We start from the raw sequence: 21,950 nt of genomic DNA on the forward strand, positions 1-21,950 counted from the left end.
CTGGCTTCACTGCGGTTTGGATGCCCCGCCAAAGCCCGCGGAACTGGGCCATTGTGTGCGACCACGCGCCCGAAGGCGAAAGTCAGTTACCTTGTCGGACTGTCTGGTGCGGTCGAGAAGACTCGAACTTCCACGGCCTTTCGGCCACAGCGACCTCAACGCTGCGCGTCTACCAGTTCCGCCACGACCGCACGCCGATGCCAAAAGCGGGGTGCCCCGCCGACTGGTGAGCGCGCGCCCTAGCAGGCGCGCCAGATCGGTTCAGACAAGTTTTTCCCATGCCCCCTCAGGCGGCTTTCCGCAGGAAAACGGTTCCCGCCGAATAGCCCGCGCCGAACGAGCAGATGAGGCCGGTGTCTCCGGTGGCGAGATCGTCGCTGTTCAGGTGGAAGGCGATGATGGAACCCGCAGACGAGGTGTTGGCGTAGCTGTCCAGCACGGTCGGGCTTTCGTCCGGGCTGGCTTCGTGGCCCAGCACCTTTGATGAAATCAGACGGTTCATGTTGGCGTTGGCCTGATGCAGCCACATGCGGCGCAGCGAGGTGGCAGGCAGCCCCAGATCGCCCATGTGCGCCACGATCATGTCTGAGACCATCGGCACCACTTCCTTGAACACCTTGCGGCCTTCCTGCCGGAACAGCTTGTCCGGCTGGTTGGCGGCTTCGGGGGCGGTGCGGTTCAGGAAGCCGAAATTGTTGCGGATATTGTTGGAGAATTCCGTTTTCAGCCGGGTGCCGAGAATTTCCCAATGGGCGACGGGCGCGATGTCTTTCGCTTCCACGAGGATGGCGGTTGCGACGTCGCCGAAGATGAAATGGCTGTCGCGGTCCCGCCAGTTCAGGTGCCCGGAGCAGACTTCCGGGTTCACCACCAGCACACTTTTCGCGTGGCCTGCGCGGATGAAATCGGCTGCCGTCTGGATGCCGAAGGTCGCGCTGGAGCAGGCGACGTTCATGTCGAAGGCGAAGCCTTCGATGCCGAGCGCGGCCTGCACTTCGATGGCGATGGCCGGGTAGGCGCGCTGCAGGTTGGAGCAGGCGCAGAGCACGGCGTTCACGTCTTTCGCGTCGCGACCCGCGCGCTCCAGCGCCTGTCGCGCCGCCTTCACGGCGATTTCGGCGAGCACGGACAATTCCGTATCGGGCCGTTCAGGCAGGCGCGGGCACATGATGTCTGGATCGAGAATAGGCGCCTTGGAGAGAACGTAGCGCGCCTTGATGCCGCTCGCCTTCTCGATGAATTCGGCGGAGGATGGCGTCAGCGGCTGCACCTCGCCTGCCGCGATGGCCGCGGCGTTGTCGGCGTTGAAGCGCTCGACCCAGGCGTTGTAGCTTTCGACCAATTCCTCGTTGGAAATGCTGTCGATGGGGGTGAACAGGCCGGTGGCCGAGATCACGGGTGTTGCGGTGCTCAATGGGGTCTCCCGAAGGGGGTGGCTCTTTTATACGGCCACTGGTGCTGCGATGGCAGGATGCGGATCATAGCCCGTCAGCGTCACATGCTCCAGCCGATAGTCGAACAGGCTGGCGGCGGGGCTGAGCGACAGGGTGGGGAAGGGGCGCGGTTCGCGTGCCAGCATGGTTTCCACCAGATGCGCATGGTTCAGATAGAGGTGAACATCCGCCCCCATCCAGATGATTTCGCCGGGCGCATAGCCGCATTGTGCGGCCAGCATGCGGACGAGAAGCGCGGCTTCGAAGATGTTGAAGGGGAAGCCCAGCCCCAGATCGCAGCTGCGCTGGTACAGGATGCCGGACAGGCGATCCGGCCCGTCTGAGCGCGGCTCCACAAAATATTGGTAGGTCATGTGGCAGGGCGGCAGCGCCATCCCGCCCAGTTCGGCGACGTTCCAGCCGGTGAAGATGTGGCGGCGGCTGGCGGGGTTGTTTTTCAGGCTGGACAGCAGCGCCTCGATCTGGTCGTGCGTCTGCCCGTCCGGCCCCAGCCAGCGCCGCCATTGCTTGCCATAGACAGGGCCGAGTTCACCCCATTCGGCGGCGAAGGCCTCGTCTGACAGGATGCGCGCTTCGAACGCGTCGCGGCTCAGCGTTTCGCCGGTGGCGTTGCGGTGGCGCTCCATCGGCCAGTCCGTCCAGATGTGCACGCCCTGTTGCACCAGCGGGCGGATGTTGGTTTGCCCTGCAAGGAACCACACCAGTTCCTTCACCGCCGATTTCCAGAACACCCGCTTGGTGGTGATCAGCGGCACCGTGCCATCCGACAGATCGAATCGCAGCATCGCCCCGAACAGCGCGCGGGTGCCGACGCCGGTGCGGTCACGCCGCTCGCTGCCCTTCGTCCAGACCTGACGCATCAGGTCGATCACGGCGGTTTCCGGGTGCGGGGATGTCATATCGCAGGGTGCTAGCGGAACTGGGGGGCGGGGGGAAGAAGGGAGGCCTTGCCAAGCCCCGCCCATCTGCTAGCAAATCGCCTCAGGGGGTCGGCCAAATTGCTTGGGGCGTTGGCCGTTGATCGAACTGGTGCCGGTGCTGGCCATATTGGCCATCCTGACTCGTGAGCTGTTGTGGCTGACCGCTTGCGGAATCTTCCTCTCCAGCCTTGATGATATCGCGGTGGACCTGTTGTGGCTGGGGGGCTTTGCCTTTCGCCGCGAACGGCCGCTGCCGCCGCTGCCGCCCGAGCCGGGGCGATTCGCGCTGATCGTGCCCGCGTGGGACGAATCCGCGGTGATCGGCGCGATGGTGGGGCGGCTGTGCCAGACGATCCAAAACCCGCGCCTGCGCATTTTCGTGGGCGTCTACCCTAACGATCCCGCCACGCTGGCGGCCGTGCAGGCGGTGGGGGATGATCGGGTGCAGGCGGTGATCACCAGCCGGGCAGGGCCCACCACCAAGGCCGATTGCCTGAACCATCTGTGGCGCGGGGTTCTGGCACACGAGGCGCGAACGGGGCAGCGCTTCAAGGCGGTGGTGCTGCACGATGCGGAGGATGTCGTCGATCCGGCGAGCCTTGATCTCTATGACCGCTGCATTCCCGCGCTCGCCATGGTGCAGGTGCCGGTGCTGCCCATTCAGGACCCGGAGACGCGCTGGGTTTCCGGCCATTATTGCGATGAATTCGCGCAGGCGCATGCGAAAGACATGATGGTGCGCGGGCTGCTGGGCGCGCCGGTGCCCTCAGCCGGGGTGGGCACCGCGATCGAGCGCGACGTGCTGGCGCGGCTGGCCGGGCCGGGCAACGCCCCCTTCGATGCCGCCAGCCTGACCGAGGATTATGAGATGGGCACCCGCGTGCATCGGCTGGGGCTGAAAGGGCGGATGGTGCGCGCGCATGTGGGCGGGCGGCTGGTGGCGACGCGGGCCTATTTCCCCGCCACCATCGACACCGCCGTGCGGCAGAAAAGCCGCTGGCTGACGGGGATCGCGCTGTCCGGCTGGGATCGGCTGGGGTGGGATGGCGGGCTGGCCACCCGCTGGATGCTGGCGCGGGACAGGAAGGGGCTGTTCACCGCCGCCATCGCCATGCTGGGCTATGCGGTGGCGGTGCTTGTCCTGCTGCAACTGGCGCTGCGCGCGTGGGTGTCCGCGCGGGCCGGGGTGCCGCTGCCGCCGCTGATCGTGGATGCGCATTCGATCCTGCCGGGGTTTCTGATGCTGAACGCAGTGCTGCTGGGCTGGCGGCTTGTGATGCGTGCGGGCTTCACCGGCGCGGCCTATGGCTGGCGCGAAGGGCTGTTCGCGATGCCGCGCGCGGTGCTGGCCAATGCGATCAATTTCCTCGCCGCGATCAAGGCGGTGACGCGCTATCGGCAGGCGCTGGGCAGCGGCGCGCCGCCCGAATGGGGCAAGACGGAGCATCGCTTCCCGGATGCCGGGGTGGAGACGGCCAATGGCTGAGCGGGTTGTGGAAGGCCGCGCGCTCAGGACCTATCAGCTGATTCTGGTGCTGGTGCTGGGCTGGGCACTGGGGCGGCTGCCGCAATGGCTGGAGGCGGAAACCGCCGAAGCAGTGAAGCTGGCCGCGGCGCTGTCCCCCCATGCGCCCGCCGAAGCGGGGGCTGCGGACCCGGCGGCGCTGGCGCGGATGTCTGCGGGAATTGCGGCGCAGGTGGCAGCTGAAGTGGCGGATGCGACGGTCGCGCGGCTGATCGCGGCGGGCTGGGGGCCGGGGGGTGGGGCCGCACCGGTGCCGCCGCACCGCATCCTGTTGGAAGCGCCCCGGGCGCTGCCGCCGCAGCAAACCGTGGTGCGGGTGGTGACAGAGCCGCAGGCAGGGGGCTGGTTCGGCTATAACCTGCCGCCGGGGCAGGCGCAGGCGGCTGCCCAGCCCATGGTCGCGCCGCCCCCGGCTCCGCCCGCTGTTTCGCCCGAAGCGCATGCCACGGCGACGGCCGGTTATGCCGCGATCCGCGCCGGGGATCTGAAGCAGGGCGTGGGTCTGCTGAAAGCCGCCGAAGCGATGGACCCAAAGGCTCCGCAGGCGGACACATGGCGCGCCGACGTCGCGCAGCTGACGAAGCGCTGGTCCGGCGGCGGCTATGTGCTCACCCGTGAGGGGGCGGGCGGCGGCGACGCGCTGGCGGCCTCCCCGGTGCTGGGGGGCGGGCAGGCGGGCGTCGCGCTGGGCTATCGCTTGAATCCGCTGGGAAAACAGCGTGTTTCCATCATCGGTCGGCTCTCTGTCGCATCCGCGCCCCAAGGCGGACTGGATGGCGAAACGACCGAAGCCGCGCTGGGGCTGCGCTGGGAACCATCCCGAAAGATCCCCGTCGCCATCGATGTGGAGCGGCGGATCGCACTGGGCACTTACTCGCGCAACGCCTGGGCCGGGCGCATTTCCGGCGGGGCGCAGCGCGAAACAGAGGTGAGGGGCGCAAGGCTGAAGCTGGAGGGCTATGCCGAAGGCGGTGTTGTGGAAGGCTTCACCCGCACGCCGGACCTCTATGTCGGCGCACAGGCGCGCGGCGGCACGCCGCTGTTGACACTGGGCGACACCCGCATCGACGCGGGCGTGGGCTTATGGGGCGGCGCGCAACGCAATTACGGCGTGGCGGCCTCGCGGCTGGATATCGGCCCCTCCAGCCGGGTGTGGACGGGGCCATGGCCCTTCTATGCGCAGATCGACTGGCGGCAGAAGGTGGCAGGAAATGCGCTGCCGGGGTCAGGGCCGGTGCTGACGGTGGCTGGGGAGTTTTAGGGGGAGGGCAAGATGTTTTTGCGCGCCGCGCGGCCGGGCTCTGCCCGGACCCGGCAGGGAAATAATTTCCCTGCACCCTCGAAGTTAGCGTTGCTGCCCCACTCCAACGGCGTGTGAGTGATCAGCTTTGATTGCCTGCGGCGCTGCGCAGCTCTCTCCCCCCTGCAAGGGGGAGAGTAGGAGAGGGGGTGTCACCGCCGGGCCTAAACCACCGACCTCCCCACCCGCTCAGCCTGAGCTTGTCGAAGGCCCCTGAGCAAATCCGCCAACCTCCCCACCAACCACAACCGTCACCCCGGACTTGATCCGGGGTCCAGCTTTCTACTCGTACGTTGCCAAAGACCAGCTGGACCCCGGATCAAGTCCGGGGTGACGGGTGGAGAGGTGGGTGGGAAACTCGCAAAGCGCCGCAGGCACTAAACTCCAACCTTGCGCCAAGCGGATGGCCCCCACCCCAACCCCTCCCCTGAAGGGGAGGGGCTAAGCAATAAAGTTTGGGGGTGCAGGGGAATCATTCCCCTGCCCGGGGTCCCCATGAACTTGTTCATGGGGTGGGGACGGAGGAGTTTGAGGGGGCGGAGCCTCCTCAACTGCAACGTTGCCGCAGAGAAGCTGGAGCCCGGGTCAAGCCCGGGGTGACGGCGGGGAGGGCAGGGGAAACGAAATCGGACGCGGGTAAGGCGGCCGCCCTCGCTAAACCTGTTTCCCCGATCCCACGGAAAACCGCCCGGCGTGCTTGCCGCGGGCGTTGGCGTAATGGCTTCGCATCACGGCCAGATCGGCTTCATAGTCTCCGCTGGGCCAGATTTCGCCGGAGATGTTCACCGTGCGGGTGCCATAATCCATCACCGCGAAGACGATGGGCACATTGGCCATTCGGGCGATGTGATAGAAGCCGGATTTCCATTCGCCCACCGCCGCGCGGGTGCCTTCCGGGGCGATGGCCATTTGCAGATTGTCGCTGGCCTCGAAGGCTTCGACGGTGGCTTTCACCAGATCCTTTCCACCCGAGCGATCGATGGGGTAGAGGCCCGACAGGCGGACGAGCCAGCCGAACGGGCCTTTGCCCAGTGCCGCCTTCCCCATCCAGCGCAGCCGCACGCGGTAGATTCCGGCGGCCGCCACCATCCACAACCCGTCCCAGTTGGAAGTGTGCGGCGCGGCGAGGATCACGGCCTTCGGGTGATGCGGAAAGCTGCCCGCCACCTTCCAGCGCACCAGAAAGAACAGCGCGTGCGAGGCCCAGCGGTAAAGCTCCGGGCCGAAGCCGCGATAGGGGTGCGGCTGCGCCTGTGTCAGATCATAGCGGATATGGGTGCCGGGCGGCTGCGGGTCTGTCACGGGGCGGGGGCGTCCTTGGCGGCTGTCGCGCTGCTGGTCAGATTGTCGTTGGCGCTGCGCCGCCGTTCGGACAGCAGGGTGAGCACTTCGCGGGTGAAAATCTCCGCCATCAGCTGGTTCAGAATGCCGATGCCGCGCTCGGCCATGTCGGCGGCTTCCAGTTCGCCCACATGCGGGGCGACATAGGCGAAGAAATCCTTCACCTCCAGATCGGCCAGTTCGTGCATCACGGCGGCGATGCGGCCCATGTCTGCGTCGGCATAGCCGCGCTCGCGGGTAAAGCCGATCTTCGCGGCCTCCATCAGCAGCCTCAGGATGCGCTGGTCTCTGGGCGAAATCGTGCCGTCTGTGGCGGGCGTGATAACGCCTGCGGCGATGGTGTCGGCCAGATGATCCGGGTCTCCGTCGTTCGCCATCGCGAACTCCACGGCGTTCACCCGCTCGCCTTCGGCATCCAGCCGTGCGCGCAGCAGATGATCGATTTCCGGCAGCATCTGCGGCTCCAGCCAGCCCTGCTGCCCGCCAGCGAACAGGGTGCGGATCACCGAGAGCGGCAGGAAACGCTCATCCTTCAGGCGGCGGATGGTGATGAGGCGCGCCAGATGTTCCTCGGAATAGGTGGCGCTGTTGCGGTGCGTGCGGTCGGGTTCGGGAAGGAGGCCTTCCCGGATATAGAAACGGATTGTCTCCCGCGAGACTCCGCTGGCCCTTTCCAGCTCGCGCATGCGCATGATCGCTGCCCTATCAGGGCTTTGCCGCGCCCGCCATCCCCTGTGGGGTTGGCGGTTGACGGTCCTGCGCTGCCGCAGGCTGATGGGGGGGAAGGGTGGACCAGCTCCAGACGTTGAAGATCAGGATGGCGCTGATGGCGAACAGCATCAGGCTGCGCTTGCGGTTGCGCCGCCACATCCAGACGCCGCCGATGGCGAGCAGGAAGGCGCCCAGCATGACGAGACCGTAGAGTGCGCCTGTCATAGCCCTGCCAGCGTTTGTTCGACGGCGCGGCCCCATGCCTTGCGGCGATCAGCGCGGGCGTCTGCGCTGTTGGCGGGCTCGAAGCGGCGATCCGCATGCACCATCGCGGCTTCCGCGTCTGAAAGGGCATCGAACAGGCCCGAGCCGACGCCCGCCAGCATCGCCGCGCCGAGGCCGGTGGTTTCGATGCTGCGCGGCCGTTCCACCGGCAGGCCGGTTGCGTCTGCAAGGTCCTGACAGAGCCATTCGTTCGCAACCATGCCGCCATCCACGCGCAGGCTGGAGGGGCGGACGCCGTCTGCGGCGAAGGCGTCGATCAGGTCGGCCGTCTGCTGGCCCATCGCTTCCAGCGTGGCGCGGACGATATGGGCGCGGGTCGTGCCCGCCGTGAGGCCCGTGAGCGTGCCGCGCGCCAGTGGTTCCCAGTGTGGCGCGCCAAGGCCTGCGAAGGCGGGCACGAAGGTCACCCCGCCGCTGTCCGGCACGCTGGCGGCGAGGTTGGCGGATTCAGCGACTGTGTCCAATATTCCCAGCCCGTCCCGCAGCCATTTCACCGCGTTGCCGCCGACGAAGATGGAGCCTTCCAGCGCATAGGCGCGCGGCGCGGAGCTGAGGAAGGTGGAGAGCAGGCGGTTGCCGCTGGCGGGCGGGGTGGTCCCGGCGTTCGCCAGCATGAAGATGCCGGTGCCATAGGTGCATTTCGCCATGCCGGGCTGTGAACAGCCTTGGCCGATGGTGGCGGCCTGCTGGTCCCCGGCGAGGCCGCAGATCATCAGCGGGCGGCCATAGAGGCGGGTTTCGGCGATGAGCCCGGCCGTGGGGCAGATGGCGGGAAGCGCAGCGGGCGGCACACCCAACAGGTCCAGCATCTCCGCGCTCCACTCCGCTTGCGCGAGGTCCATGAGCAAGGTGCGCGAGGCGTTGGTCGCGTCTGTCAGGTGCTGGCCCGTCAGCTTGAACAGCAGCCAGCTTTCCACCGTGCCCAGCGCCAGATCGCCGCTGTCTGCCGCGGCCTTCACCTCCGGCCAGTTCTCCAGCGCCCAGCGGATTTTGGTGCCGGAAAAATAAGGGTCCAGCAGCAGGCCCGTCAGCGCCTGCACGCGCGGTTCGTGGGCCGCCTTGCGCAGCGCCTCGCAGATGTCGGCGCTGCGCCTGTCTTGCCAGACGATTGCGGGCGCTAGTGGTTCGCCGCTGCGGCGGCTCCAGAACACCACCGTCTCGCGCTGGTTCGTCAGGCCGATGGTGTGGATACGATCGCCCACTTCGGCCAGAACCTCGCGCACGGCGCGGTCTGTCAGTTGCCAGATTTCGGCGGCATCATGCTCCACATGGCCCGGTTGTGGGTAGTTTTGCGTAATGGCGTGCTGCGCCACGCTGACGATCCGGCCCGTCAGATCAAAGGCCAGTGCGCGCGTGGAGGTGGTGCCGCTGTCGATCGCGAGTATTAAGTCTCCCATGGCTGTTACTGCTGGCGGGTTGCGGCGCGCTGCACAAGCCCCGACGATCGGGCAAAATGCGGGAGAGGGATATGCGGTTCGAAGGGCAGGTGGTGCTGGTGACGGGGGCGGCCTCCGGCATCGGGCGGGCGGCTTCGCTGATGTTCGCGGCCGAAGGCGCGACGGTGCTGGCGGCGGACTGGTCCGATGCGGTGGCGGCGACGGTGGAGGAGGTGCGCAGCGCGGGTGGCCGGGCCGAGGCGCTGGTGGGCGATGCCGGGGACGAGGCTTTTGTGAAGGCCGCCGTGGACAAGGCTCTGGCGGACCATCGGCGGCTGGACGCGCTGTTCGCCAACGCCGGGATTTCCGGCGGGCTGACCCCGCTTGCCGAACTTCAGGTGGACGAATGGGAGAAGGTGCTGCGGGTGAACCTGATCGGCGTGTTTCTGGCGATTCGCGAGGGCAGCCGGGCGATGATCCCGCGCGGGAAAGGCGCGATCATCGCCACCGCCAGCGTGGCGGGGCTGCGATCCGGCGCGGGCGGGATGCCCTATTCCGCCTCTAAAGCCGGGGTGATCAGCCTTGCGCAGACGGCCGCGAACCAGCTGGCGGGAACGGGGGTGCGGGTGAACTGCATCTGCCCCGGGCTGACGGATACCGGCATGACGGCCCCCATCTTCGATGGCGCGCGGGCGCGCGGCAATGAGGGGCGGCTGGGGCAGTTGAATCCGCTGCGCCGTTATGCCGGGCCGGAGGAGCAGGCGGCGGTGGCGCTGTTCCTTGCCTCTGACGCGGCGAGCTATGTGAACGGGCAGGCGATTGCGGTGGATGGCGGGCTGTCCTCCAGCCATCCCACCGTGCCGGGCAAGCTGGCCTGACTTGCGTTCAGCGATTTCCGGCGCTAGCGCGGCCCCATCGGTGAAGGTGCCGCGGCGTGAGCCGGGGTGAAAAGGGAAGCCGGTGCGGGGAGAGATCCTCCACTCCGGCGCTGTGCCCGCAACTGTAACCGGGATGGCGCGAAGCCATATGCCACTGCCCCCACAAACGGGCGGGAAGGCGCTTCGAGCCGATATCCCGGAAGCCAGGAGACCTGCCTTCGTCGGTCGTCCAGTCCTGCCGGCGGGAACACCGGCGCGACCGAGACGAAGGTGCGTCGGCGTGGCTGGCGGGCCTTCTTCCCTCGAACGGGCGACATGTGTCGAACCGATCGAAGGACTATAAATGCTGAAAACTCTTGCTGTTCTGGCCACGATTCCGGCTGTCGCCGTTCCGGCGCTGGCCGACGCGCCCGAGACGATTCTGGTGTCTGCCCGCGTGCCGGTGACGGCCGCCGAACTGGGCGGCAGCGTCACCGTGCTGACCAAGGCCGATCTGGATCGGTTGCAGGTGCCGTTGCTGATCGACGTGCTGAAGCTGCAGCCGGGCGTCACCTTCAGCCGCAACGGCGGCCCCGGCGGCTTCACCGCCGTGCGGCTGCGCGGGGCGGAGGGCGAGCAGACCACGCTGGTGATCGACGGGGTGAAGGTGGCGGATACCGCCAGCCCCGGCGGCGGCGCGGATTTCGCCAACATCTCCACTGCCAATGTGGGGCGCGTGGAAATCCTGCGCGGGCCGCAGAGCCTTGCGTGGGGCAGTCAGGCCATCGGCGGGGTAATCGCGGTGGAAACTGCTGCGCCCGGCGAGGAACTGGCGGCCGATGCGCGGCTGGAAGCGGGTTCGCGCAACAGCTGGCTGGCGCGGGCGGATGCATCCGGCAAGCTTGGCCCGGCGGCGATTTCCGTGGGCGGCAATTGGCAGAAGACGGACGGGATTTCGGCGGCCTCCGAAGCGCGCGGCGCGACCGAGCGTGACGATTTCGAAAGCTATGGCGCGAATGCGCGGGCCGATGTGGAGATCGTGCCGGGGCTGATCGCCGACCTGCGCGGGCGCTTTCAGCACAGCGATGTGGGGCTGGATGGCTTCCCGCCGCCGACCTATGCGCTGGCCGACACCGATGACCGGCAGCGCACGCGCGAACTCTCTGGCGTGGCGGGGCTGGGCTATCGTGGCGAGAGCTTCTTCGTGCGCGCGGGCTGGCAGATTTCCGACGTGGACCGGCGCAGCACCACGCCGGGCGCGACACCGGAAACGACCTTCACGTCAGACGGGCGGCTGGAGCGGCTGGACCTGCGCGGTGACTGGCGCACGACCGGCTGGCTGACGCTGGCGGGCGGGGCGGAGCGGGAAATCAGCCGAATCCGCACGGAAGACCAATGGTCTGTGGAGCCGTTCCGCGCGCGGTCCCGTTTGCAGGGCGTGTGGGGGCAGGCGCTGCTGGCCCCCATCGAGGGGCTGAACCTGCAAGCGGGGGTGCGGCATGACGATCACAGCCGCTTTGGCGGGGCGACCACCTTCGCCGCCAGCGGTTCCTATCAGCTGATCGAACCGCTGCGGCTAAAGGCGAGCTGGGGCGAAGGCTTCAAGGCACCGACGCTGTATCAGCTGTTCTCCGATTACGGGAACGAGACGTTGCAGCCGGAACGTGCGAAGGGCTGGGACGCGGGCGCGGAACTGAACCTGCTGCACGGCGCGCTGACGGCGTCGGTCACGCTGTTCCAGCGCGTCACGCGCAACCAGATCGACTTCGTGTCCTGCTGGGGCGTGACCGACCCGATCTGCACCAACCGGCCGTGGGGCACTTATGACAATGTCGCCCGCACCCGCGCCAAAGGCGTGGAACTGGGGCTGGGGCTGAAGCCGGTGGAGGGCTTCACGCTGGGCGTGCAATCCAGCTGGATCAACGCGCGCAACCGCACCGAAGGGGCTGCCAACGAAGGCAAACGGCTGGCGCGGCGGCCGGGGCAGACGCTGTCTCTGGTCGGCGATTATCAGGCCCCGGCTGGCTGGGCCTTTGGCGCGACGCTGTCGCAGGTCTCCTCCAGCTTCGATGATGCTGCGAATATGCGGCGCATCCCCGGCTATCTGACGGCGGATATCAGGGCGAGCATCGCCTTTGCGGAGCGGTTCGAACTTTACGGGCGGATCACCAACCTGTTCGATGAGCGTTACGAAACGGCCAGCTTCTATGGCGCGCCGGGGCGGCAGGCGTTCGTGGGGATTCGTGCGAAGCTTTAAGGTCATCGCCGCGCTGATCGCGTTGTGGGCGGGTGCGGCAGACGCCCGCCCGCAGCGCATCGTCAGCATGAATCCCTGCGTGGATGCCGTGTTGCTGGAGGTGGCGGATGCCGGGCAGATCGCCGCGATCAGCCACTGGTCGCACGATCCGGCGGGCACGTCAGCGCCGCTGGAGCAGGCGCGGCGCTTCCCGGCGCATGGCGGCACGGCGGAGGAGGTGATCGCGCGGCGGCCCGACCTGCTGTTTATCTCCCCCTACACGCCGATGGCCACGCGCGAGGCGTTCCGGCGGCTGGGGATTCCGATGGTCTCCATGGGGGTGCCTGCGACCATCGCGGACTCGCTGGCGCAGGTGCGGCAGGTGGCGGATGCGGCCGGGCAGGGCGTGCGAGGGGAGGCGCTGGTGCGGCGGATCGAGGCGGCGCTGGTGCAGGCGCATCGGCCTCAGCCGCGCCCGGCGCTGATGCGCATGGCGTCCGGGCTGGTGCCGGGGCCGGGGAGCCTGTCTGAAGCGCTGATGGCGAACAGCGGGCTGCGCAGCGTGGCGGCGGATTATGGCTTTGCCCATGCCGGACTGCTCACGCTGGAGCCGCTGGCGCTGAAGCCGCCGCCGCTGCTGATTACGGACAGACCAGAGGCAGTGCCGCCGGTGCTGAAGCGGCTGCGGGTGCCGGTGGCGGGGTTTGACCGGCGGCTGCTGAACTGCGGCGGGCCAAGCCTGATCCCAGCTGCGAAGCAGCTGGCCGCCATCCGGGATTCGCGGCCATGAGGCGGGCGCAACTGATCGCCTTGCTGGCGCTGGGAACCGTGGCCACCTTCCTGCTGAGCCTGATGGCGGGGAAGGTGTGGATCGCGCCATGGGGGCTGGCGGCGGGCACGCCGGAGGCGCTGGTGATGGCGGAGCTGCGCTTGCCCCGCGCGCTGCTGGGGCTGGTGATCGGGGCGATGCTGGGGGCGTCTGGCGCGGTGTTGCAGGGTTATTTGCGCAATCCGCTGGCCGATGCCGGGGTGCTGGGGGTTTCCGCCAACGCGGCGTTCGGCGCGGTGCTGGCGCTGTTTCTGGGGCTTTCGGCCACGCCCTTGCTGGTGGCGGCGTTCGGCATGGGCGGCGCGGTTGCGGCGATGGCGCTGCTGGCGCTGTTAGCGGGGCGGTCTGCCAGCGCCACCGGCTTTGTGCTGGCTGGCGTGGTGCTTTCCAGCCTTGCCGCCGCATTGACGGCGCTGCTGATCAGCCTTGCGCCCAACCCCTTCGCGCTGGAGGAGATCGTGACATGGCTGATGGGGGCGCTGACGGATCGCGGCTGGCCGCAGCTGTGGGTCGTGACGCCGTTTGCGGCGCTGGGGCTGGGGTTGCTGATGCTGACGGGCCGGGCGCTGGACGCGCTGGCGCTGGGGGAAGCGGCGGCGCGATCATTGGGGGTCGATCTGCGCGCCACGCGCTGGCTGGTGATCGCGGGCACCGGGCTGGGCGTGGGAGCCGCTGTTTCGGTGACGGGGGTGGTGGGCTTCGTGGGGCTGATCGTGCCGCACCTGCTGCGGCCGTTCGCAGGCGAGCGACCCTCGGCGCTGATCCTGCCCTCTGCGCTGGGCGGGGCGATTCTGCTGCTGCTGGCGGATTCACTGGTGCGGCTGTCTCCGGGCGCGGGTGAGCTGAAGCTGGGGATCGCCATGGCGCTGCTGGGCGCGCCCTTCTTCCTGTGGCTGCTGTGGCGCAAGCGGGAGCTGATTCCATGACGCTGGAAATCTCCGGGCTTTCCCTGTCACGCGGCGGGCGGCCCGTGCTGCGCGACGTGTCGGCGGCGTTTGCGCCCGGCAGCGTGAGCGTGATTCTGGGGCCGAACGGGGCAGGGAAATCCACCCTGCTGGACGCCATGGCGGGCCTGCGCGCGGCCGATGCCGGAACGGTGCGGCTGAACGGCGTGGCGCTGGCGGATATGCCGCATCGCGAACGGGCGCGGCGCATCGGCTATCTGCCGCAAGGCGGCGAAGTGCACTGGAATTTGCGGGTGCACGAGCTGGTCGCGCTGGGGCGCTTGCCGCACCGGGGCGCGTTTGCAGGTGAATCTGGGGCTGACCGGGCCGCCATCGCCCGCGCCATGGCCGCCGCTGATGTGGCGGCGCTGGCGGATCGGCCGGTGCTGGCGCTCTCTGGCGGGGAGCGGGCGCGGGTGCTGCTGGCCCGCGTGCTGGCCGGGGAGCCTGAACTGCTGCTGGCGGACGAGCCGCTGGCCAACCTCGATCCGCGCCATGCGGTGGATGCGCTACGGCTGTTCCGCCGCGCCGCCGACGCCGGGGCTGCGGTGGTGCTGGTGCTGCACGATTTGCAAGCGGCAGCCCGCGCCGCCGACCAGTTGCTGTTGCTGGCGGACGGACACTGCCTCGCGCAGGGTGACCCCGCCGAGGTGCTGACGCCTGCGCTGCTCGCAGAGGCTTATGGGCTGGAGATGCTGGTCCGGCAGGACGCGGAAGCCGGGCTGATCGTCGCGCCGAAAGTCGTATAGCGCGCCGCCTTGCCAGCGGCCCCCACCTATGAGAATTATCAGGCTGCCTGGGTGCCGGTTGAGGGACCGGCCGGGCAGGGACGGCGCTCTGGCGCTGCACGCAGCGCCTCGCCGAAAGGGAGACTGCGATGTCGTATCTGGATGGAGGCAATGGCAAACAAAGGGTCAACGCGGCGCTGGGTGTCGGTGCGCTGCATTTCATGCTGGGTGCGGGGCTCCTGATCGGGCTGGCGGTGAAGGTCGCGCCGGATCGCGCGCCGGATCCGATCGTCGTGCGGCTGGACCCGGTGAAGCCGCAGCCGAAGCCCGAACCGCTGCCCATGCCGCAACCAAGGCTGAGCGACATCCGTGTGCAGGCGGACGAGCCGGTGATCGAGTATCGCGAGCCGCAGGACACGCCGCTGGTGGCCGGGGCGGTCGTGCCGCCGGTAACAGGCGAAGGGCAGCCGGGTTCCGGCAACGGGCAGACCGCGAAGCCGGAGGTGCTGCCCGCCCAACCCGTCCGCCGCGCCGCGCTCGCCCGGCCGGGCACCGTCGCGCTGAGGCCGGAGGACTACCCGGACGCCTCCCGCCGCGCGGGCGAGGAGGGCCGCGTGACCATCCGCGTGGGCATCGGCACAGACGGCAGTGTCAGCAACTGCACCGTCATCGCCTCCAGCGGCCACGAGCGGCTGGACCGCAAAACCTGCCAGGTCGCCGAACGCCGCTGGCGCTTCTCGCCCGCGACAGAGGACGGTGTGGCAGTGCCGTCGTCCGCCGAGCGCAGCATCGTGTGGCGGTTGGAGGATTTGCGGTAGGCGGGGTTGGGGGTGCGGGGCGTCCGGCGTTTGTTTGCCTCCGGCGGGCAGGGAAATGATTTCCCTGCACCCTCTGACTTCGTGTTGCGCCCCAACTCCAGCACCGTGAGAGTGATCAGCTTCGATTGCCTGCGGCGCAACGGAGGCTCTCTCTTCCCGTTGGGGAGAGAGCTGGAGAGAGGGGAGCAACGTGGGGCCTGATCCACCGACCACAACCGTCGCCCCGGACTTGATCCGGGGTGACGATTGGAAAGGTGGGTGGGACATACCCCAATGTACCGCAGGCCTATATACCGCCAACCTTTCGCCCAGCGCCGTACCCCAACACCCGCTCAGGCTGAGCTTGTCGAAGCCCATGGAGCATACGCCCCCGGCTGAGCCGTTGAGTTTTTTGCGTCCGGGGCTTCGACAAGCTCAGCCTGAGCGGGACTAAGGACAGGCACGTGGGAGTTTGAAGAGGCTCCGCCTCCGCAACCCCCCACTACTCCCAAATCACCTCGGGCGGCAGGCTCATCAGGATCGCCTCCGTGTTGCCGCCCGTCTTCAGCCCGAATGTCGTGCCGCGATCATAGACGAGGTTGAACTCGGCGTAGAGGCCGCGATATTTCAGCAGGGCGTGCCGGTCTTCCGCTGTCCAGCCTTGCGCCATGCGGCGGCGGGCGATGGCCGGGAAGGTGCTGAGGAAGGTTTCGCCCACGTCTTTCGTATAGGCGAAATGGTGGTCGAATTCGGCCTGCGTGTCTGCCCCCAGCCAATCATAGAAGATGCCGCCGACGCCCCGGTTCCGCTTGCGGTGCGGGATGTGGAAATACTCGTCGCACCAGGCGCTGTGCTTGGGCCAGAATTCCGGCGAATGGCGGTTTCCGGCCCGCTCGAACGCGCTCTTGAAGAATATGGTGTCTTCGTCTTGCGGCAGCGCCGGGTTCAGGTCTGCGCCGCCGCCGAACCAGCGCTTGGTGGTGACGAGGAAGCGCGTATTCATGTGCACGGCGGGCACATGTGGGTTCGCCATATGCGCCACAAGGCTGATGCCGGTGGCGAAAAAGCGCGGGTCTTCCGCCGCGCCGGGGATGTTCTTGGCGAATTCCGGGTTGAACTGGCCGTGCACGGTGGAGATGTTCACGCCGACTTTCTCGAAGATGCGGCCCTTCATCACCCCCATGGTGCCACCGCCGCCGGGCGCGCCGCCGTGGTCTGTCCGCTCCCATGGGGTGAAGCTGAAGCGGGCCGGCGTGGCGGGTGCGTTGGGCAGGGCGGGAAGGGCAGCGCCTTCGTCCTCGATCCGCTCGAACTCGGCGGTGATGCGATCACGCAGGGAACGGAACCAGCTTTGGGCGGCGATCTGCTGTTCATCGAATTCAGGCATGGCGGGCAGGTGCCATTCAAAATATGGCCTTGCAAGTGCCGATAGTTCGCGGGCAGTGTCGCCATGAAGGAGAGAGAAATGGCGGTTCTGCGCACACCCGATTCGCGGTTCGAGGGGCTGGCGGGTTTTGATTATCAGCCCCATTACACCATGGTGGACGGCGGCCCGCTGGGGCCGCTTCGCATCGCCCATGTGGAGGCCGGGCCTGCCGACGGCCCGGTGATGCTGCTGATGCATGGCGAGCCGAGCTGGTCTTACCTCTATCGCAAGATGATCCCGGTGCTGGTGGCGGCGGGCTATCGCTGCCTCGCGCCCGATCTGGTGGGCTTTGGTCGTTCAGATAAGCCGACCGAGCGGACGGATTATACCTATGAGCGGCATGTGGACTGGATGAGCCAGTGGTTCACCGCGCAGGCTGTGGAAGGGGTTACGCTGTTCTGTCAGGATTGGGGCGGGTTGATCGGCTTGCGGCTGCTGGCGGCCTTCCCGGATCGCTTCGCGCGGGTGTGCGCGGCCAACACTTTCCTGCCGACCGGGGAGGGGAAGGCCTCTCCGGCGTTCGAGGCGTGGCGCAACTTCAGCCAGAATGTGCCGGATTTCGATTCGGGCTGGATCGTGAACGGCGGCACCGCGCGCGGCATCGGCGAGGCGGAGCGCGCCGCCTATAATGCGCCTTACCCCGACGACAGCTACAAGGCGGGCGCGCGAATCTTCCCGATGCTGGTGGTGACGGAGCCGGACATGCCCTCGGCAGCCGAGAATCGCGCTGCATGGGGCGTGCTGGAGCAGTTCGAAAAACCCTTCCTCACCCTGTTCGGGGAAAAGGACATGGTGACGCTGGGCACGGAGAAGATTCTGCAGGCGCGCATCCCCGGCGCGAAGGGGCAGCCGCACCGGCTGATCGAAAACGCCGGGCACTTCCTGCAAGAGGACGCGGGCGAGGAGATTGCGCAGGAACTTGTGCGCTGGGCGGGAAAACAGGGCTGATGGGTGTTGACAGCCCATGGCCCCCCGCATAAAGCCGCGCCTCCAAAGTGCGCGGGCGTAGCTCAGTCGGTTAGAGTGCCGGCCTGTCACGCCGGAGGTCGCGGGTTCGAGCCCCGTCGCTCGCGCCACTTTGGATTTCGGTGATGCGCGAACCAGCCGGCCCTTAGGGGCTGCGGTTCGCGCCCCATCCCTTCCCGCAAAATCAGTTGATTTGTTGCCGCCTCAGGCGTCTGAGGCGCGTTCGTCCCAGCGGGCGAGTTCATGCGCGATCGAGGCTTCCACCAGCCAATCCCACAATTCGCCCGCCAGCGCCGGGTTCAGGCCTTGCGCCCGCGCCTCTGCAATCGCGTTCTCGATTACCTGCCGCTTGCGGGGTTCATCGCGCACCATGGCGCGGTCCGGCTTGATGCGGGCGGCTGCGTTCATGAAGCGGAAGCGTTCCGCCAGCAGCGCGACCAGCTCGCGGTCCAGCGAATCCACGCCTGCGCGGACTTCGGCCATACTGGCGCAGGCTTCGGGCGCGATCCTCATGGCCGCCACTTGCCGGTTTCGATCCAGATCATCACCGGCTTCAGCGGGAACACCCATGCCACGCCCAGCACCGCCCAGATGGGCAGCTGCAACAGCGGGTGCAGGCGGCCGACAGGCTCGAACAGCCAGACGGCGAACAGGCAATAGGCGAAGATGCCGACAAGGACGGCGAGGATGCCGAGCGGCCGCCGGAGGGACGGTGTCATGCCCCGGCTTTAGCGCGGGGTGACGGCGTGTGAAAGAGCGTGGGTGTGGCGATTGCATCCAGCGGCTGATCCCATGGCTCTGCGGGCAGGGAATCCAGCAGCTGCATGTCCCACGCGAGGCCGATGGCGCGTAGCGGGCCGCTGGCGCGGAGGGCGGCCAGCGTGCGGTCATAATGGCCCTTGCCTTGCCCCAGCCGGTTGCCCGCACGATCCACTGCCAGCAGCGGAACCAGCAGCGTGTCTGGCCGGACGAGGGGGGCCGTGGCGGGCGGTTCGGCGATGCCCTTGTAGCCGGGAGTCAGCGCCGCATAGGCGGCGCTGTGGAAGCTGAGAGGGCCTTCAGTCACGCGCGGGAAGGCGATTTGCCAGCCTGCGGCGATGGCGGCCTGTTCCAGCGCCTGCGGGTCGATCTCGTCGCCCATTGCCGCGTAAGAGCCGAGGATGGCGGGCGGGCCGAGCCGGGGCAGGGCGTGCACCAGTGCTGATTCGAGCGCACCGCGCACGGCCGGGGCGAGCGCGCCCGTGAACGCCGCGCGTCTGCTGCGCATGGCGCGGCGCAGCTGCTGTCGTTCGGTGGGCTGCTCGTTCAGGGGAACTGCTTTCGCAACTGATTTTGCAACTGAGGTGGCGGGTCCGCTGCGACCGTTTGCATGAAGATCCACTGACGCCAGAACGTCAGGTGGGAGCCGTATGATCAGGCCCACGGGCCCGGCAGGGACAACCCCCTTGGATGTGTTTATCGCCTCAGGGATGCTCGATTGCGCGCATCGTGCAGATCCCGCCGTGGGCTAACTTAAGATGCCGAGGCCGCTTCCTCAAGCCTTTGTGCCAGCGCTTCGGCGCGGGCGGCCAGCGCTTCATATTGCGCGAGGTTTGGCAGTTGCTGCGGGGCGGGGAAGGGCGAAAGCCGGGCTTCCGTCGCCTTGCGCTCCAGCAGTTCGCCAGACACCAGCAGCGCCGCCATCAGCAGCAGCCGGGGTTCGGCCACCGCGCCATGCGCTTCCATCAAAGAGGAAACGCGGGATTCGAGCAGCCCGCCCGCCGCGCGCAGATCCTCTTCCTCGCCATCGCGGCAGGCGAGTTTATAGGCGCGGCCGCCGATGGAGAGGGTGACTTCAGCCATGGCTGCGTGTCCGTTCGCTGTCGATCAGCCGGTCGAGGTGGGTGAGCGTGTCGCGCGTGGCGCTGCGCAGGCCGCGATGGCGCTGGCGCAGCCGTTCGGCGGCCACTTCGGCGCGCTGCAACGCGGATTCAATCCGGGCGAGCAGTTCCGGCATATCCTGACTGACCCTGTCCTGACCGGCCCGATCTTGTCCGATCTGCAATTCACGCACCATGGATTCGCTCCGACCGATCAAGAATCGTTCCTCCAAATTCTTGACGAACGGAGATAAGGGTTTGTTTCCCTTGGCGTCAATGCCGCCTTTGTAACCTGTTGTTCCCTCCGGCGTTGATTTCCACGCCTGCCTTTGCAAGGAGGACGCCGCGCACGCGGCCCGTTCCGGGCTGCATTCGTATGCGATTCGGGCATTTCCTGCCCATTATGTGTCTGAAAAGGGCCCCGATGGCTTCCGCACGGCTTGCCGACGATCAAATCCGCCCCATGGCCAACTGTATCCGCGCGCTTGCGATGGATGCCGTGGAGGCCGCCAACAGCGGGCACCCCGGTATGCCGATGGGCATGGCCGACGCCGCTACCATCCTGTGGGGCGAATATCTGAAGTTCGACGCCAGCGATCCGCGCTGGCCGGATCGCGACCGCTTCGTGCTCTCGGCCGGGCATGGCTCGATGCTGATCTATGCGCTGCTATACCTGAGCGGGTTTGATGCGCCGACGATTGGCGACATTCGCAACTTCCGCCAGCTTGGCTCACCGTGCGCTGGCCACCCGGAGAATTTCGAGCTGCCCGGCGTGGAATGCACCACCGGGCCCCTGGGGCAGGGGCTGGCGATGGCCGTGGGCATGGCGATTGCCGAGCGTCATCTGAACGCGGGCCATGGCGATGCGCTGGTGAATCACCGCACATGGGTGATCGCGGGCGACGGCTGCCTGATGGAAGGCATCAGCCACGAAGCGGTCGGTCTGGCCGGGCATCTGAAGCTGGGTCGGTTGAACGTGTTGTGGGATGACAACAACATCTCCATCGACGGGCCGATCACGGTGTCCTCCAGCGAGGATGTGCCTGCGCGCTTCCGCGCGGCGGGCTGGCATGTGGTGGCGTGCGACGGGCACGATCCGGCTTCCATCCGCAAGGCTTTAGACGAGGCGCAGGCCTCGCCGTTGCCCAGCCTGATCCGCTGCACCACGGTGATCGGCTTTGGCGCGCCCAACAAGGCGGGCACGGAAAAGGTGCATGGCAGCCCGTTGGGCGCCGCCGAGGTGGAAGCCGCCAAGGCGCATCTGGGCTGGACTGCGGCTCCGTTCGAGATTCCGGCGGACCTGCTGGCGGCATGGCGCGGCGTTGGCGCGCGCGGAAAGGCGGCGAAGGCCGCGTGGGAGGCTCTCCCCGGCGCGGCGGACCTGCGCGCGCGGATGGCGAACACGGCCCCGGTGCTGGACATGTCTGCCTTCAAGGAAAAGCTGGTGGCGGACGGCAAGGCGGTTGCCAGCCGCAAGGCCTCTGAAATGGCGCTGGACGTGATCAACGCGCAGCTTGCCAACACCATCGGCGGTTCGGCGGACCTCACCGGTTCCAACCTCACGCGCTCGGCGGGCATGAAGGTGCTGGATGCGGCCGATTATGGCGGGCGCTACCTGCATTATGGCATCCGCGAATTCGGCATGTCGGCGGCGATGAACGGCATGGCGCTGCACGGCGGCGTGATCCCCTATGGCGGCACCTTCCTTGTGTTCGCCGATTATGCGCGCGGGGCCATTCGCCTGTCTGCGCTGCAGCAACAGGGCGTGATCTATGTGCTGACGCATGACAGCATCGGCCTTGGCGAGGATGGGCCGACGCACCAGCCGATCGAGCATCTGGCCTCTTTGCGCGCGATTCCGAACGTGGCGGTCTATCGCCCGGCGGACGCGGTGGAGACGGCGGAGTGCTGGGAACTGGCGCTGGCGGACCGCACCCGGCCTTCGGTGCTGGCGCTATCGCGGCAGAATCTGCCGACGTTGCGCAAGGAGTGGGCCGAGAACCGCTCGGCGGAAGGCGGTTACCGGCTGCTGGCCGCGACTGCGCCGTTGAAGGTGGTGCTGGTGGCGACGGGTTCGGAGGTGGCCATCGCGGTGGAAACGGCGAAGCTGCTGGAAGCGCAAGGCGTGGGCGCGGATGTCGTGTCCATGCCCAGCTGGGAATTGTACCGGGAAAAGGGCGACAAGAGCCTGCTGCCCGCCGATGTGCTGAAAGTCTCTGTCGAGGCGGCCTCCACCTTCGGCTGGGAGCGGATCGTGGGCGCGGACGGGCTGATGATCGGCATCGACACATTCGGCGCTTCGGCCCCGGCACCCGAACTTTACCAACATTTCGGCTTGACCTCGCCTGCAATCTGCGAACGGGTGCTGGCGCGACTTAACTCACGGAAATAGACGA

22 protein-coding genes, 2 tRNA genes and 1 riboswitch are annotated in these 21,950 nt (G+C 67.6%); of the genes, 11 read left to right on the top strand and 13 right to left on the bottom strand.

The annotated features are described in order from the left end of the window. Window positions 1-104: 104 nt before the first annotated feature. The 3 genes from FJQ54_RS08790 to thyA form a co-directional block, all read right to left on the bottom strand. Window positions 105-191: transfer RNA gene (locus FJQ54_RS08790), tRNA-Leu, on the bottom strand. A 95-nt stretch (window positions 192-286) separates the two neighbouring features. Beyond that, window positions 287-1,414 carry a beta-ketoacyl-ACP synthase III gene (locus FJQ54_RS08795; RefSeq protein ID WP_140928050.1) on the bottom strand — a complete coding sequence of 376 codons (1,128 nt, stop codon included), beginning with the start codon at window positions 1,412-1,414 and terminating at the stop codon, window positions 287-289. A gap of 27 nt (window positions 1,415-1,441) precedes the next feature. After that, on the bottom strand, window positions 1,442-2,353 hold the full coding sequence (thyA, locus tag FJQ54_RS08800) for a thymidylate synthase (RefSeq protein ID WP_235890376.1): 912 nt from the start codon (window positions 2,351-2,353) through the stop codon (window positions 1,442-1,444). A gap of 118 nt (window positions 2,354-2,471) precedes the next feature. Between thyA and FJQ54_RS08805 the strand changes: the two genes are divergently transcribed. Further along, window positions 2,472-3,860, top strand: coding sequence for a glycosyl transferase family protein (locus FJQ54_RS08805; protein WP_181160067.1), 1,389 nt, complete (start codon window positions 2,472-2,474; stop codon window positions 3,858-3,860). Beyond that, window positions 3,853-5,160: a hypothetical protein gene (locus tag FJQ54_RS08810; RefSeq protein WP_181160068.1), complete on the top strand. Its 1,308-nt coding sequence runs from the start codon at window positions 3,853-3,855 to the stop codon at window positions 5,158-5,160. The genes FJQ54_RS08805 and FJQ54_RS08810 overlap by 8 nt, the downstream gene beginning before the upstream one ends. A gap of 693 nt (window positions 5,161-5,853) precedes the next feature. Here the strand turns inward: FJQ54_RS08810 and FJQ54_RS17485 are convergent. Genes FJQ54_RS17485 through FJQ54_RS08830 form a run of 4 tightly spaced genes read right to left on the bottom strand, consistent with a single transcriptional unit; the run spans window position 5,854 to window position 8,933 of the window. Next, entirely contained in the window at window positions 5,854-6,501 is a 648-nt protein-coding gene (locus FJQ54_RS17485) for a 1-acyl-sn-glycerol-3-phosphate acyltransferase (RefSeq protein ID WP_181160069.1), read from the bottom strand. After that, a complete protein-coding gene (locus tag FJQ54_RS08820; protein ID WP_140928054.1) occupies window positions 6,498-7,232 on the bottom strand; it encodes a MerR family transcriptional regulator in 735 nt (244 codons plus the stop codon). The genes FJQ54_RS17485 and FJQ54_RS08820 overlap by 4 nt, the downstream gene beginning before the upstream one ends. A 13-nt stretch (window positions 7,233-7,245) precedes the next feature. Further along, a complete protein-coding gene (locus FJQ54_RS08825) occupies window positions 7,246-7,476 on the bottom strand; it encodes a hypothetical protein (protein ID WP_140928055.1) in 231 nt (76 codons plus the stop codon). Next, window positions 7,473-8,933 carry an FGGY family carbohydrate kinase gene (locus FJQ54_RS08830; protein WP_140928056.1) on the bottom strand — a complete coding sequence of 487 codons (1,461 nt, stop codon included), beginning with the start codon at window positions 8,931-8,933 and terminating at the stop codon, window positions 7,473-7,475. Before FJQ54_RS08830 ends, FJQ54_RS08825 begins: the two co-directional genes overlap by 4 nt. Window positions 8,934-9,004: 71 nt before the next feature. Here FJQ54_RS08830 and FJQ54_RS08835 point away from each other — a divergent pair, with 71 nt between their 5' ends. The 6 genes from FJQ54_RS08835 to FJQ54_RS08860 all read left to right on the top strand — a co-directional run bounded on the left by FJQ54_RS08835 (window position 9,005) and on the right by FJQ54_RS08860 (window position 15,324). Continuing rightward, on the top strand, window positions 9,005-9,790 hold the full coding sequence (locus tag FJQ54_RS08835; RefSeq protein WP_140928057.1) for an SDR family NAD(P)-dependent oxidoreductase: 786 nt from the start codon (window positions 9,005-9,007) through the stop codon (window positions 9,788-9,790). A 27-nt stretch (window positions 9,791-9,817) separates the two neighbouring features. After that, a riboswitch (cobalamin riboswitch) is annotated at window positions 9,818-10,024 on the top strand. Window positions 10,025-10,133: 109 nt separating this feature from the next. Next, entirely contained in the window at window positions 10,134-12,026 is a 1,893-nt protein-coding gene (locus FJQ54_RS08840; protein WP_140928058.1) for a TonB-dependent receptor plug domain-containing protein, read from the top strand. Further along, on the top strand, window positions 12,013-12,795 hold the full coding sequence (locus FJQ54_RS08845) for an ABC transporter substrate-binding protein (protein WP_181160070.1): 783 nt from the start codon (window positions 12,013-12,015) through the stop codon (window positions 12,793-12,795). Before FJQ54_RS08840 ends, FJQ54_RS08845 begins: the two co-directional genes overlap by 14 nt. Then, window positions 12,792-13,760: a FecCD family ABC transporter permease gene (locus FJQ54_RS08850; protein WP_140928060.1), complete on the top strand. Its 969-nt coding sequence runs from the start codon at window positions 12,792-12,794 to the stop codon at window positions 13,758-13,760. Before FJQ54_RS08845 ends, FJQ54_RS08850 begins: the two co-directional genes overlap by 4 nt. Further along, window positions 13,757-14,527 (top strand): ABC transporter ATP-binding protein, encoded by a 771-nt coding sequence (locus FJQ54_RS08855; RefSeq protein ID WP_140928061.1) that lies wholly within the window; start codon window positions 13,757-13,759, stop codon window positions 14,525-14,527. The genes FJQ54_RS08850 and FJQ54_RS08855 overlap by 4 nt, the downstream gene beginning before the upstream one ends. A 128-nt stretch (window positions 14,528-14,655) precedes the next feature. After that, entirely contained in the window at window positions 14,656-15,324 is a 669-nt protein-coding gene (locus FJQ54_RS08860; protein WP_140928062.1) for an energy transducer TonB, read from the top strand. Between the two features lie 481 nt (window positions 15,325-15,805). Here the strand turns inward: FJQ54_RS08860 and hemF are convergent, their stop codons facing one another. After that, the gene (hemF, locus tag FJQ54_RS08865; protein ID WP_140928063.1) at window positions 15,806-16,690 is read right to left on the bottom strand and encodes an oxygen-dependent coproporphyrinogen oxidase; all 885 of its coding nucleotides are present in this window, start codon (window positions 16,688-16,690) and stop codon (window positions 15,806-15,808) included. Window positions 16,691-16,768: 78 nt separating this feature from the next. On the opposite strand from hemF, the gene FJQ54_RS08870 reads away from it, so the two are divergent. Then, window positions 16,769-17,677 (top strand): haloalkane dehalogenase, encoded by a 909-nt coding sequence (locus tag FJQ54_RS08870; protein ID WP_140928064.1) that lies wholly within the window; start codon window positions 16,769-16,771, stop codon window positions 17,675-17,677. Window positions 17,678-17,728: 51 nt separating this feature from the next. Further along, a tRNA-Asp gene (locus tag FJQ54_RS08875) sits at window positions 17,729-17,805 on the top strand. A 94-nt stretch (window positions 17,806-17,899) separates the two neighbouring features. On the opposite strand, the gene FJQ54_RS08880 is transcribed toward FJQ54_RS08875, so the two are convergent. The 5 genes from FJQ54_RS08880 to FJQ54_RS08900 form a co-directional block, all read right to left on the bottom strand. Next, on the bottom strand, window positions 17,900-18,208 hold the full coding sequence (locus tag FJQ54_RS08880; protein ID WP_140928065.1) for a chorismate mutase: 309 nt from the start codon (window positions 18,206-18,208) through the stop codon (window positions 17,900-17,902). Further along, window positions 18,205-18,414: a DUF2842 domain-containing protein gene (locus FJQ54_RS08885; protein WP_140928066.1), complete on the bottom strand. Its 210-nt coding sequence runs from the start codon at window positions 18,412-18,414 to the stop codon at window positions 18,205-18,207. The genes FJQ54_RS08880 and FJQ54_RS08885 overlap by 4 nt, the downstream gene beginning before the upstream one ends. Beyond that, window positions 18,411-19,118, bottom strand: a complete 708-nt coding sequence (locus FJQ54_RS08890; RefSeq protein ID WP_328592169.1) for a 5-formyltetrahydrofolate cyclo-ligase — start codon at window positions 19,116-19,118, stop codon at window positions 18,411-18,413. The genes FJQ54_RS08885 and FJQ54_RS08890 overlap by 4 nt, the downstream gene beginning before the upstream one ends. Window positions 19,119-19,207: 89 nt before the next feature. Further along, a complete protein-coding gene (locus tag FJQ54_RS08895; RefSeq protein ID WP_140928068.1) occupies window positions 19,208-19,537 on the bottom strand; it encodes a cell division protein ZapA in 330 nt (109 codons plus the stop codon). Next, window positions 19,530-19,772, bottom strand: coding sequence for a hypothetical protein (locus FJQ54_RS08900; RefSeq protein ID WP_140928069.1), 243 nt, complete (start codon window positions 19,770-19,772; stop codon window positions 19,530-19,532). Before FJQ54_RS08900 ends, FJQ54_RS08895 begins: the two co-directional genes overlap by 8 nt. Before the next feature lie 206 nt (window positions 19,773-19,978). On the opposite strand from FJQ54_RS08900, the gene tkt reads away from it, so the two are divergent. Further along, window positions 19,979-21,946 (top strand): transketolase, encoded by a 1,968-nt coding sequence (gene tkt / locus FJQ54_RS08905; RefSeq protein ID WP_140928070.1) that lies wholly within the window; start codon window positions 19,979-19,981, stop codon window positions 21,944-21,946. The last annotated feature ends 4 nt before the right edge of the window (window positions 21,947-21,950 follow it).

The sequence above is a fragment of the Sandaracinobacter neustonicus genome (assembly GCF_006385875.1).
Taxonomy (GTDB): Bacteria; Pseudomonadota; Alphaproteobacteria; order Sphingomonadales; family Sphingomonadaceae; genus Sandaracinobacteroides; species Sandaracinobacteroides neustonicus.